Below are 12572 nucleotides of genomic sequence, written 5' to 3'. Positions count from 1 at the left end.
TAAGAATGATAGAAAAATATACTTTAGATAATTTAACTCAAGAAAGTGTAAGTGTGAAAAAACAATCATATATGGAGTACATGGGTCAAGAATACCCTATTGGACAGCCGTGGAGAAGAGCATATTTGAATAGCGCGAGAGGAAGAGAACAAATCATTGCAGAACTACCTCAAGCACAAGTGAATGCTATTATTGCTGTTTGGGGCGATACCCCGACAGTTATTGAAAAAGAATCTATCTAATCTACAAGAATCACATATTGCGAAGTAAATAAGATTATAGCGTCAATGCCCGTCCGTTGACGCTTTTTTCACGTAAAGGTAACGATTTTAGTTAACGTTGCCTTTTTATATTTATGGGGTAAAACGCCCCGCCAACGATTAGATTTTGGATAATGTCGACATTCCTCCAAACGCTCGCTCGACCTGGAAAATCGGGCGGGTAATTTATTTAAAAGAAAGGGGCAGAGAAATGGAAAGAACATCGAACACACAACAACAAATGATGAGAATTACTGAAATAGCGCGTCGTATTTTTGAAGTTGAAAAAAGAAAAGGTCGAGTAAATGGTTTATACATTCAGAGTTTAGAATCGTTTAGACTTCCGTTACTTCAAATAATCGGAGAAGATAACGAATTGAAACATTATGCACAACACGTATTAAACGCATTAAATGCCGGGATTGAGTACGCAAAAGGTGACGATAAAGAGGCACGTAAGCAGATGGCTAGTGAATTTATGGCAGCTGGAAAGATAGCGGAAATGCTGCAAAAGGAATTTGAAAAGAGAGTGAATACAAATGATTGATTTAGTCGCAAAATTACGTCTTAACGACGACTTTTCTAAGCCGATGAGTAAGGCAACAAGAGCATTTGATAACGCTGAAAGAGCGAGTAAAAAACTAGAGCAATCAATGCGGAAAGTCAATCGTACATTCGTCGACTCTAACGGACGCCTACGTGAAGCTAACGGAAGATTCGCAAGTATGTCGAAAAACTCGAATAAGCTATCGGGCAATCTCGGAGGACTCTCCGGCAACATGCAAAGTTTAGTATCGTTCTTGAATCCGGCAGCAGTCGGAATTGCAGCGATTGGAACTGCGGCTGCCGGCGCATATGCTTCCGTTAAAATCTTTAATGCAACGGTCGGCGAGGCGATGAAGATGGAGCAGTCGCAAGTAGTTATCGGAGCAATGTTCAACGACAAAAAGTTAGCGGAACAATATATGAAAATGCTTGATAGGGTAGCGATCGAATCGCCGGTACTAGATTCGCAAGGAATGTACGCGAATTCAAAAGCGTTTATAACAGCGTCAAAAGACGTTAAACAGCTTGAAAAAATGTGGGATTTAGCGGAACGTTTAGTAGCGATTGACCCAGCACAAGGGCTAGATGGTGCCGTATTAGCTTTACGAGAATTATTTAGCGGAGACTCCGTATCGATGGTTGAGCGTTTTGAGATGTCTCGAGATGCTATGAACGAGATTAAAAACCTCTCACTCGATAAGCAATTGACCGAATTAGACGAGTATTTCAATAAAATCGGTCTTACTACGAAAGTAATCGAAGATATGGGCGGAACATCTCTCGGCATGTGGGCGCAAGTAAAAGAGCGTATGGCAATCGTTTTGCGCGACATGGGGGAGCCTTCACTGGATGCCGTCAGCAATTTCTTAAACAACGCTCTTGACCGTTTAGAAGGCGAGCCGATGCAGAAGTTCGCACAGTGGGGCGGTAAAGCGATTGATAGTATCGTAACAGGACTGTCAAATGGCGCGATTAAAATATACGATTGGCTTACGAATTTAACGAACGATCCGGAGTTTCAAAAGAAAACGACACTTACCGGAAAAGTAGATTTCATCGTTTCAGATATTGCGGATAAATTACGCGAATGGTATGAAAAGTCTGGTCAGAAGAAAATCATGGACTTTGGGAAGGAAGTAACTCAATTACTGATAGGAGTTCTTAACAATTCAAAAGGATTCTTCGAACTTGGAGCGAGCTTAGGGGCTTCGCTGGGAGAAGGCGTACTGGAAGGAATTAAAACATCAGCAAAAGAATCGGAATTAGGTCGTGTAGTCGACTTTTTATTCGGCGCACCAGCCACTTTAGAACGTGCGAATGAACGTATAAAATCGGACTATGCCAGCAGAAAAACTGAACAGGAAAAATCACGAAGCAGTCGTTATCACGGTATTGATTACGTTCCAAAAAACAATTGGAAAGCGGACTTGCACAAAGGCGAAGCGGTATTACCGGCGCAAGAGGCGAAGGCATGGCGTGAAGGCAAATCCGGTATGTCAGCGCCAGTAATTAATATTGCAAAGATGGAAGTACGTAAAGATAGCGATATTGACGCTATAGCAACCTTACTAGCGAATAAACTTGAAAGTAAAGCATATCAGCGTGGCTTTCAATCCTAAATAATTAACAAACGAGCAGCACTCAATACAGGTGTTGCTTTTATATTACGGAAGGGAAGGCGATTAAATGTTAAACGCAATTAAACGGACGGCACTAGCTTGCGCAATGTACGTTAACTACCCGACTATTACTGACGAACAAAAGGACGCTCTAATCTCGGAGTTGGAATTTTACGCAATGCTACTCGAGACTGAAAAAAGGGGCAACCTTGCGGAATTAGCGCAATCAACGAGCAAACTAGCGTATGCAACGATAGCTTATTTAAAGAATCGTACAATATCGAATAAGCAAACGGCATTAGAAGTGGTAAATGAAACAGCGGATTTGCTGATTAAATTTGATGAAAAGTCGGTGATTAATAATTGAATATGAACGATAAAAGACGAAGATTAAGAGACTTAAAAAAGGCAATTCGTGTTCTTGCAGTTAAAGCGAGCAAAGGAAAATTAACACGACAAGAACAGCTACAACTCGTATCAATGGACCGTGAAAAGCAACGCTTAGAATCGCTAATTAAGGGCGAAAACGACGTAGCACACTTCGCATATGAATACTTTTCAGACGAACGCAATCCGAACAATCAAGCGGGCAATATTATCCGTCATTTTAGCGATGATAAACCGCATGAAACGATTAACGAACTGGCACCCATCCATCGCGATATGTACAATGTCTGCGACCAAATCACAAAGCGCAAAGATAAACGTTTTGTTATCGCAGCACCCAGGGGGCATGCAAAAAGTTCGATTATATCGACGATTAAAGCGTTACACTCGCTGGCATACGGTCACGACGATTACATTCTGATTATCTCTGAAACTGATACGCTTGCTAAACGTTTAGTAGCGTCGATAGCGAATCAATTAAAGTATAACGATAAGCTACGCGAGGACTTCGGCGAGCTATTATACGTTCAATCGAATAAGAATGAGCGAGACAACGAAGATACGTTCATTACTACGAATAAACAGCTCGTAGAGGCTAGTTCGGCGGGGAAATCGCTACGTGGTAAAACGTTCAATGGGATTCGACCGACGCTTTTAATCTGCGATGATTTATCGTCATTAAATAACGAAGCGACGGAAGAACAACGCCAAAAGCTAATACATTGGTGGAATAGTACTGTCGAGCCTTTACCATCAGCAGACGGCGTAATAGTATTCGTAGGTACAAAAGTAACAGCTACGGGATTACTCGCGCACTTACTTGATCGACGCGATTATAAGCAAGTATTCCATTCCGCGATTATTAACGAGCCGGACAATCCGTACTTATGGTCCGATTATTTGCATTTATATACTAGCGAAGCAACTGACGCAGAATTAGACGATTTCTACGAGCAACATAAAGCGGAATTAGAATCGGGTGTTGAATTAGCGTGGAGCAACCGTTGGACATATCGTCAATTAATGGACGTTAAAGCGTCAATCGGCAGTCGCGCCTTTGCATCGGAATATATGAATCAATCGTATGCAAGCGACGAGCAGCATTTCAGTCCGGAGGAATACGCATATGGTCGACGCGTTTTCGACGGACAATATCACCTGGATGCTATCGAATATAACGGGAAGTATTATTACTTGCGCGATATGGATAAGGTGTCGTGTTGGGATCCTGCCCTAGCAGGTAATAAGCGTTCAGCACTTAACGCATATGTAACGCTAGGACGACATCGCGAAAGCGCATTGATTTTTGTCATTGACGTATATGCAAGCCGACAGGTACCGTCCGAGTTTATTATGGAAATCTTGCCACGCTTAACGGAGTATCGACCGGATAAAGTTGTCGTAGAGGGTATCGGCGCTTACCGTGCTTATGCCGATCAATTAGCCGATTCTATGCGTCATAACAGTATTCATCATACGCGCCTTGAAACGATTAAAACGCACGGAACGAAGTCGAAAGCAAGCCGTATCGAATCGCTCGAGGTTCCGCTTGCTAATAAAGCGTTAATATTAAACGAAGCACACAAGGAAGTTTATCGCGAATTACAAGATTATCCGAACGGCGTTGTAGACGTACTCGATGCGATTGAGATGGCGTTTAGTAGCGCCAAAAAGAGAACAGCTAGAATTATCGACAAGCCGGCATGGCTATAATTTGGGGAGGAGAAACGAATGGCAAACGAATTAGAACGATTAGAAGAACAATACGAGCCAGCTACGGTATTAGAGGCGGAAACATTTATACAACCGCCTTTACCGGACGTTAGCAATTACGATTTAACACCGCTACAATTAAAGGCCGCACAAGCGGTTATGATTAACGATATGACGCTAAAGAAAAAGGGAGCAAAGCGTAAGCCATATAAACAAATCGCTGCAGAACTCGGCATTGACGAGGATACGCTGATTAAATATCGAGCATTGCCGGAGTTTCAACGCTTCGTTAAGGATGCTGTTTCAATGAGTGCTGCGTCAAGTATTCCGATGGCAATTACGCGATTACATCAACTTGCCGACGGTAGTATTACTGGTACACCGTCAATACGAGCAATTGAAATGATACTAGAAATTGGCGGAGTGTATAGTAAGTCGCAGAATCATAACATCAACGTACAACAAGCGCAACCAATACAAACGGTTAGTGATGCGGACATTCAACGGATCATTGCGCAACAAGGTGATATTATCGAAGGGCAAACCGATGAATCAGACGAAGATAAAACAAAATAGAACGATATTAACGGGCATATGAGCGAGTAATTCCGCTTGTGTGTCCGTCTTTTTTTGCGTTATAAGAGCGTACATATGTCCGTATATAGCGGACAATAGCGGATAATTCATATTAATATAGTGGTAAGTGAATGTATATCTGCCGAATACATCGGCTGCAAGACGGACGGACGGAGCGCGCTAGAAAATAGGGGGTGAGTACGGAAATTTGACCGAATTATATGCACTATTTTATACATCCGGTCTGTTACAGTCTGTATCACTTCTAAAACGAAACTATGCGAAATTACTACGTTTGTGCGTTGTGTATAAAATAGCGTATAATGGTAACGGAAGGGTGAATGAATGAATGGCGGAGTGGTAGGGTTTCGGGGGAGTTTTAGTTTACATAATTATTTATTATCGGAAGTAAATTTCGTATATTTATTAACGTCTTATTCATCGTTGAATCGAGCGCAAAATCCCCAAGCGTACCCGACATGATATCGCTAATCTACGTCCTATACAAAATATAATTCATTTTTAAGGCGGTAGTCAATCGTCCAATTGCGCGCCTACACACTATTAACACTGATTAAACCATTATTAATTACTCCCAAAGTAATATATATAGTTATTAGGTTAAAAAACGTACACGTTTATTAGCTAATATAGATAACCGATAACTTATACGAGGTGATCGCGCATGAAATCCGTTAATATGCAATTAGATGACGATAACTGGTTAGAAATAACGCAAGTGAGCGATGAATTATACGAAGTTAGAGTGAGTCAAGGCGGTAATGTTAGCGTATTTTATTTAACGTATGAAGAACTGAAAGCGACGGAATATTACTTAGAAATGACGGATAACTAAAGATGATTTGCAAAATCTCAAGAGGTAGTTACTTTTTATATAACAAAAAATGGGAAGGCGTCCCTTCCCATTTTTCGGAAACTATGTAGAGCGTCCTCTTAGTTTCTGTTCGGCTTTTGTCACATAAATTTCCATTGAATGAAAATTATTATAATAGCAAGAAGCCAGGTACAAATTGTACCAAAAGTAGTAGCATTCACTTTTGAAATAATTGTGTAAATCCATTTAAAAAATGGAACACCGTGAATACCTAAGAAAAATAAAAAAACAGATGTGATGAAGAAAATCGCAGTTTCTGTAAACCCTAAACTTTCCATTTTACCTAACTCCTTATAAATATTTTAAACTGGGTAGTTACTAATAACTTCGTAACAGCACTACCCAGGATATTTAGGAAGGTAAAATGAAAGGTCTACTTCAACTACATTTATCTTCAATCAGTTGTAAGGTTAAAAATAGCAGGAGTGATAAATAAAATGAAAATTTGGGCCAGTTTACACTGCGAAAGTAAACTGTTTAAATAAAGTTACTTAAGTCGATCTGAAAATAAAATTGGGTCTGTTTGTACAGACTTTAAGCAAATCTTTTTTGCAGCTCACATAAGTGGTGATCATTATACCAACTCCTTTTTTTGCATATTTGTAAGAAACCTTACGATAATTATTTTAACAAATATTAGATAAAAATTTCAAATAATGGCACCTAAAATATGGATTAATTGAAGGGGATTGTTTATTTCGAGGTATTGTATATATGTATAGAAATTGTCATAAATAAGTTTTGTAGAAAGTTATTAATATAATAGTAAATAAAGTAGCAGAACTATTATCGTGTTACAAACACAGTAATGACGCAATTTATCTTGATAAAAATACATTCCTACGTTATTCTTTCGTATGGAAAGTGAGGAAGTTATATGTGGGAAAATGATATGATTAATAAATTAGATTTTGCGAAGTATCTCGGAATAACAGAAGGGCAGATAAATACTATAATTTCGAAGATGCGACAACGTTTAACAGTATTTGCTCCATCAGTAAGTGGCATTACTATGCTTAATATACATGAGGCAGCTTCTATTGAATTTGTTCTTATGCGAATGAAGGAGTTTAACCAGGACAAAGCTTGCGATTTAGCAGTAAAGGCTTTTTATAAACGGAATGTTACGAGAGTAAAGAAAGTCACATGCTAACTTACAAATAATACGTAAACAACTTGCGATATAGTTTTACGGAATATATAATGAACTTATTAATCTATCGTTATATCAATACGTAAGTATTTAGAAATACACAGTATTCAAATTCGAGATAAAGTACGATACAACTAGCGTTCATGCTTCCGGTATAATACCGCATGATTTACCATCGACAATCCAAACGCCATCGCATCTTGCGGCTGTGGAACGTCTTTCAGAACGGCTAAAGTTGAAGGTACGCCAGAGGTTTGTGAGTAATTAAAGTTATCATTTAAATGTTGCTAGACATTATAGGTAGATGGCAACTATTATAAAGTAAAAACATTCTGTTTCCCCATTTATTTGAAGCATAAGCTTTGAATGAATGGGTTTTTATGTTAATTGAAAAATATCATTAGTATAATAAAAGATATCTGTATAAATTACGGTCCTTTGTCAAATGTTGGGGTAACACTTGAGAGAACAAGAGAATTTGAGTATAAGATTAACTTTTCCTGCCCATACATTTCTTCCGAAGCGTAGCGAGGAAGGAATGTATGGGTAGGTCGCGGCTCGCTTCGCTCCCTCACCCAACATACAACCCTATTTTTCTATACATGTGACCTAATAATATTTTTGCTTTAAAGTGCTCATATTTGCGGAAGCCATAAGCATTTCGCTTGAGCACTTTTGATTTATTGTTAATACCTTCTAAAAACCCGTTTGAATAGTTAAAGACAAAGCTATTTAAGATTTCTACCTGCCAGTTTTTTATCGTTTGAATACGTTTTATAAAAGATGGAATGTTTGCCTCTTCTACCTTGCGGTAAAACGCTTCTAAACCTTCCTTCACCTTTTGAATATTCTTCTCTTCCTTAGCTTGTGTAAACCACTTTTTATACGCTTCTTTTAACTCATAGGCTTTTTTTAATTCAGGTGATAATCCAAGATAACGGTTTAAATACCAACGCTCATCTTCTGTTAATTTTGCAGAGTTTTTATGTAAAACAAATCGCATACGTTTACATTTTTTGCGATCATAAGCATGCATTTCTTTTTGAACTTTCCTTCTGACGTCATCTAAAGCCCAATGAATATAACGACAATAATGGAATCGATCCGCTACAATGATTGGCTTTGCTAATGCTTGATGGACAGCTGCTTTAAAGCTTCCATTCATGTCCATCACAACAATTTCTACATCTTGTCCATATTTTTGTAAATATGTTTTTATCGTTTGTAGTCGCCGATTCGGCAAAATATCAATTGGTTCATGTGTTTCCGCATTTGCTATAATTAGCTGATATTCCCCGGCATCTGTATCTGCTTTATATTCATCAATGGCAATCGCCTTTGGTAAACGAAACCCTTCTGGTAACGCTGCTTTTGTCTGTTTATTGAATCTACGTAGTATCGTTGAAATGGATGTACTGAGTATCATTGCAGCATCTTTAAATGTTTTTGATTTAACCGATTGAATAATCATGGCTTGATTTGTTTCCTTAGAAAAACGCTGGTAACGCTCAACAAATGGGGCCTTTTCGGCAAATCGCTTCCCACAAATACAACGATAACGGCGGCATTTATACATCAATTGCGTTGAACGTCCCCACATTGGAAGATGCCCAATCTTACGCATTCGATAGTCATGTACTTTCGACGTCTTTTCACCACATGCTGGACAAATGTGTTCTTTTATGGGTATTGAAATATACACTAAAATTCTATTTTCTTGTTCAACAATTTCCTCAAGGTTTACTCCTTTTAATCCTGGTAAATGCATGTTAAAATTCATATTGCACAACTCACCTTTACTACTTGTTTCTCGTCAATTCAAGTATAGTAAAATAGGTGATGTTGTGCATTTTTATTTTAGAAATTGTTTAAAAACCCCAACATTTATTATAGAACCTAAATTACAAAGGGTGATGGAGAATGAAGCAAGATAGAGGCAAGGTTTGGCTAGGGGTAGCTGGAGTAGTAATTAACTCAAAAGGACAATGGCTTGTCGTAAAAAAGAAATATAGTGGTTTAAAAGGGGTTTGGTCGCTTCCAGCAGGGTTTGTGAAGGCAGGAGAGACAGCAGATGAAGCTGCTGTGCGTGAGATAAAGGAAGAAACAGGGATTGATAGTGAGGTTACTGGTTTAGTTGGCTTTCGTTCAGGTGTAATTCGTAATGAAGTAAGTGATAATATGGCTATTTTCTATTGTAAGCCAATTGATGAGAAACAAAATGTTTTGATTCAAGAAAAGGAATTATCCGATGTTAGCTGGCTATCAGTAGAGGAACTTGTTGATGGCGGGGAAGCATCAGTTATGCTCCAAGAAATGGCAAGTCATGAATTACTAAAATATCAGCTCTGTAAAAAAGAGGATATAAATCCCGGTGACGTTTTTGAATATTCAACCTATAAATTATTTTTTAATAAGTGAATTTTAAAGCACATTTTTTGAAACTGAACAAAGGCTCTTTCTCTTTTCTATTTGAAAGCATTCAAGTATTCATGTAAACTAGTGATTGGAAAACGGAGGTATACATAAAATGAGTGGTTCAGTTTCGTTAGTTCAATTAATCATCTCTGTAGTACTTTTCTTTGTAATGTTTTTCGGTATTGGCTTTTTATTGAACATGCTGCTTCGTATGACATGGTTAATGGCAATTGTTTATCCTATCGTTGTAATATTTATTGTTGATGAAGTAAGTTTTCTAGATTATATTTTTAAACCAGGATCAGCGTTTCCTGCCTTAGTTGACAAAATCCAAGCGTTACAGGTTGTTGATATTACGATTTTATCTGGCGGTTTCGCGGGTGCAATTGTTGCTGGCATAGTTATGATCTATTTGCGTAAAGCTGGATATCGAATGTTCTAACTGTAAGTAAAATTTTGCAAATAAAAGCAGTACAACGACCAAAAACCGTTGTACTGCTTTTTAAATAATGACAGTATAAAATACAACCGAAATTAAAATTCCGGTAATTGCACCAGAAAATACTTCACTTGGCTTATGTCCAAGCAATGTTTTCAATTCCTGAATTTTTTCATTTTCATCCTTCTCAGGCCAATGTTTAATCTCACGGAAGAATAATGCTAATTCATTTCGCATTCGATTGATGATTACTGCGTGCTGTCCAGCTTGATAGCGGACACCGCTTGCATCATACATAACAATACCTGCAAACATTGCTGCAACAGCAAAGGTAGGGGAATTTAAGCCGGTTTCAAAGCCGATTCCTGTTGCAAGACTTGTCACTGCTGCTGAGTGAGAACTTGGCATTCCACCAGTAGAAGTCAATAAAGACCAGTCTAATTTTTTTGTAAAAATGAAATGAATTGGTACTTTAACGAATTGTGCAAATAGAATAGAAAAAAGAGCTAAAAGTAAAGGTGCATTTTGAAAAAGTGCCAAAATAAACAATCCCTACCCTTCATAATCTTTGTTTCAGTATAACATAACTAAATTAGGAGAAATCAATATCAAAGAAATTCGTAATACGAAATATTCGATATAGTTAAAAAGCTTAACTATAATATAGGTAGTAAAATGGAGGGGTGTTTACGTGAAAATAGTAAAAGAAGCAAAGACATTTAATCAAGTGGATACGGAGCTGCTAATTGTAGGAGTACAAAAAAACTGTGACCATATAAAAGGTTGGAATAATTTCGTATCATTTTATGGTGAAAATGTGGAAGAATGGATACGTTCGGGCGACATAGGTACCGAAAGAAAGAAAATGACTAAAATCCCCTACACTGGATCAAATGCAAAAATTAAAAGGGTTTTATTTGTTGGATTAGGCGATACTAAAACATTAACGGAAAATGAATTAAGAGAAACGTTTGGATTAGTAGGAAAGCAGTTGAGAGCCCTAAAAGCGAATGAATTTACAATTTGGCTTGAATCTTTTACTGCTAGTCCGATTGATGAGCAAACAATCGCCTTTTTATTTGCAGAAGGTGCCGGATTAGGCTTTTATCAAGTACCACATTATAAGACGACATCAAATGAAGTAGATGTCTATATGGATGCTGTTCATTTTGTGACAGATGGAGATATTGATGAAATTGCAGCAAGCTACGAAGTGGGCAAAATTTACGCAGATGCAGTGAATGAAGCGCGTAGTTTAGTGAATTTACCTCCGAATTTATTGACAGCTAAAGATCTAGCTAATTACGCAGAACAATTAGCTAAACAATATGATTTCGAAATTGAAATATTAAATAAAGAAGACTTAGAAGAACTTGGTATGGGAGGCATATTAAGTGTAAACAAGGGATCTACCGAAGAGCCTCGACTTATAACAATCAAATATCAAGCAACGGAAAAATGGGAAGATGTTGTTGGTCTAGTCGGCAAAGGCGTAACGTACGATACAGGTGGATATTCAATAAAATCTAAAACAGGCATGGTAGGTATGAAAGGGGATATGGGAGGTGCTGCAGCAGTACTTGGAGCAATGAAAATTATTGGTGAATTGAGACCAAATAAAAATGTAGTTGCAGTCATTGGATCAACAGACAATATGATTTCTGGAGATGCCTTCAAACCAGATGATGTTATCACAACTTATAGTGGGAAAACTGTAGAAGTATTAAATACAGATGCAGAGGGACGTCTTGTTTTAGCCGATGCTGTGACTTATGCAAAGCAACAAGGAGCAAATTATTTAATTGATATTGCAACGTTAACAGGAGGGGTTATTACTGCTCTTGGATATGATAAAACAGGGGCTCTTACAAATAATGAAGCTTTTTTTGACTCATTTATAGAAGCGAGCATCGAGACAGGAGAATTTGTTTGGGGAATGCCGCTTACCGAAAGAGATAAAAAACGTATTCGGAAATCAGATATTGCTGATTTAAATAATTCACCAGGCAGTGACGGTCATATGATTTTTGCTGGCGGTTTTGTAGGGGAATTTGTAGGAGATACACCATGGATTCATTTAGATATTGCTGGCACTTCTGATACTACCTCCGCCTACGATCTAGGACCTAAGGGAGGAACAGGTGTTATGGTAAGGACTCTTGCAACATTTATTGAAAGATTAGGCGAACAACTCAATTAAATTTCTCCTTAATGTTAAGTTAAGCTTTAATAGGCATATAGCATAGGTAGACCTCCTTTTTTTACATATGTTACTTAAGAAAAGGAGGTTTAGTATGACAAGAAATTATTATCGTGGATATGATGGTTTTTCTAATTTTGGCTATCCTTTTTTAGGCGGATTTTTAGGTGGATTTCTAGGTAATGTAATTTATCCAGGCTATAATCGTTACCCTTATTATCCACCATATCCACCATATCCTCCATACTACTATCCATACAGAAGACCATACCGTCGTTATTAAAAAAAGAAGCGCGTTTTTTATATTCGCGCTTCCTTTTTTATTGATTATGGTATTATGAAATTCTTTTTTTGTCGTCTAGACATTCA

At 37.9% G+C, this 12572-nt stretch carries 15 protein-coding genes and 1 pseudogene; 13 read left to right on the top strand and 3 right to left on the bottom strand.

The window, feature by feature from the left end; genetic code table 11:
- Window positions 1-5 precede the first annotated feature (5 nt).
- The 7 genes from MKY04_RS16175 to MKY04_RS16145 all read left to right on the top strand — a co-directional run bounded on the left by MKY04_RS16175 (window position 6) and on the right by MKY04_RS16145 (window position 5957).
- Window positions 6-242 carry a hypothetical protein gene (locus MKY04_RS16175; RefSeq protein ID WP_346234726.1) on the top strand — a complete coding sequence of 79 codons (237 nt, stop codon included), beginning with the start codon at window positions 6-8 and terminating at the stop codon, window positions 240-242.
- A gap of 229 nt (window positions 243-471) precedes the next feature.
- The gene (locus MKY04_RS16170; RefSeq protein ID WP_346234725.1) at window positions 472-807 is read left to right on the top strand and encodes a hypothetical protein; all 336 of its coding nucleotides are present in this window, start codon (window positions 472-474) and stop codon (window positions 805-807) included.
- Window positions 800-2425, top strand: coding sequence for a hypothetical protein (locus tag MKY04_RS16165; protein ID WP_346234724.1), 1626 nt, complete (start codon window positions 800-802; stop codon window positions 2423-2425). Before MKY04_RS16170 ends, MKY04_RS16165 begins: the two co-directional genes overlap by 8 nt.
- 67 nt (window positions 2426-2492) lie before the next feature.
- Complete coding sequence (locus tag MKY04_RS16160) at window positions 2493-2792, top strand: hypothetical protein (RefSeq protein ID WP_346234723.1); 300 nt, start codon at window positions 2493-2495, stop codon at window positions 2790-2792.
- Window positions 2789-4525 (top strand): hypothetical protein, encoded by a 1737-nt coding sequence (locus MKY04_RS16155; RefSeq protein WP_346234722.1) that lies wholly within the window; start codon window positions 2789-2791, stop codon window positions 4523-4525. Before MKY04_RS16160 ends, MKY04_RS16155 begins: the two co-directional genes overlap by 4 nt.
- A gap of 18 nt (window positions 4526-4543) precedes the next feature.
- Window positions 4544-5101, top strand: a complete 558-nt coding sequence (locus MKY04_RS16150) for a phBC6A51 family helix-turn-helix protein (RefSeq protein WP_346234721.1) — start codon at window positions 4544-4546, stop codon at window positions 5099-5101.
- Window positions 5102-5786: 685 nt separating this feature from the next.
- Window positions 5787-5957, top strand: a complete 171-nt coding sequence (locus MKY04_RS16145; protein ID WP_346234720.1) for a hypothetical protein — start codon at window positions 5787-5789, stop codon at window positions 5955-5957.
- Window positions 5958-6076: 119 nt separating this feature from the next.
- On the opposite strand, the gene MKY04_RS16140 is transcribed toward MKY04_RS16145, so the two are convergent.
- Entirely contained in the window at window positions 6077-6274 is a 198-nt protein-coding gene (locus MKY04_RS16140; protein ID WP_346234719.1) for a hypothetical protein, read from the bottom strand.
- Between the two features lie 599 nt (window positions 6275-6873).
- On the opposite strand from MKY04_RS16140, the gene MKY04_RS16135 reads away from it, so the two are divergent.
- Window positions 6874-7149 (top strand): hypothetical protein, encoded by a 276-nt coding sequence (locus MKY04_RS16135; RefSeq protein WP_346234718.1) that lies wholly within the window; start codon window positions 6874-6876, stop codon window positions 7147-7149.
- Window positions 7150-7317: 168 nt separating this feature from the next.
- Window positions 7318-7413, top strand: a pseudogene (locus tag MKY04_RS16130) (iron-sulfur cluster assembly accessory protein); the annotation flags it as partial.
- 307 nt (window positions 7414-7720) lie between these two features.
- Here the strand turns inward: MKY04_RS16130 and MKY04_RS16125 are convergent.
- Entirely contained in the window at window positions 7721-8929 is a 1209-nt protein-coding gene (locus MKY04_RS16125) for an ISL3 family transposase (protein WP_346234717.1), read from the bottom strand.
- Window positions 8930-9069: 140 nt separating this feature from the next.
- Here MKY04_RS16125 and MKY04_RS16120 point away from each other — a divergent pair, with 140 nt between their 5' ends.
- Window positions 9070-9567, top strand: a complete 498-nt coding sequence (locus MKY04_RS16120; protein ID WP_346234716.1) for an NUDIX hydrolase — start codon at window positions 9070-9072, stop codon at window positions 9565-9567.
- 109 nt (window positions 9568-9676) lie between these two features.
- Window positions 9677-10006: a YuiB family protein gene (locus MKY04_RS16115; protein WP_346234715.1), complete on the top strand. Its 330-nt coding sequence runs from the start codon at window positions 9677-9679 to the stop codon at window positions 10004-10006.
- A gap of 60 nt (window positions 10007-10066) precedes the next feature.
- Here MKY04_RS16115 and MKY04_RS16110 read toward each other — a convergent pair whose 3' ends face one another.
- A complete protein-coding gene (locus MKY04_RS16110) occupies window positions 10067-10543 on the bottom strand; it encodes a divergent PAP2 family protein (RefSeq protein WP_346234714.1) in 477 nt (158 codons plus the stop codon).
- A 151-nt stretch (window positions 10544-10694) separates the two neighbouring features.
- Here MKY04_RS16110 and MKY04_RS16105 point away from each other — a divergent pair, with 151 nt between their 5' ends.
- Both MKY04_RS16105 and MKY04_RS16100 read left to right on the top strand, forming a co-directional pair.
- Entirely contained in the window at window positions 10695-12203 is a 1509-nt protein-coding gene (locus MKY04_RS16105; protein WP_346234713.1) for a leucyl aminopeptidase, read from the top strand.
- A 94-nt stretch (window positions 12204-12297) separates the two neighbouring features.
- Window positions 12298-12486: a hypothetical protein gene (locus tag MKY04_RS16100; protein WP_126295881.1), complete on the top strand. Its 189-nt coding sequence runs from the start codon at window positions 12298-12300 to the stop codon at window positions 12484-12486.
- Window positions 12487-12572 lie beyond the last annotated feature (86 nt).

The organism is Lysinibacillus telephonicus (assembly GCF_039654155.1).
Taxonomy (GTDB): domain Bacteria; phylum Bacillota; class Bacilli; order Bacillales_A; family Planococcaceae; genus Ureibacillus; species Ureibacillus telephonicus.
The sequence above is the reverse complement of the archived record's forward strand: the minus strand, read 5'-3'. Positions and strand labels throughout refer to the sequence as shown.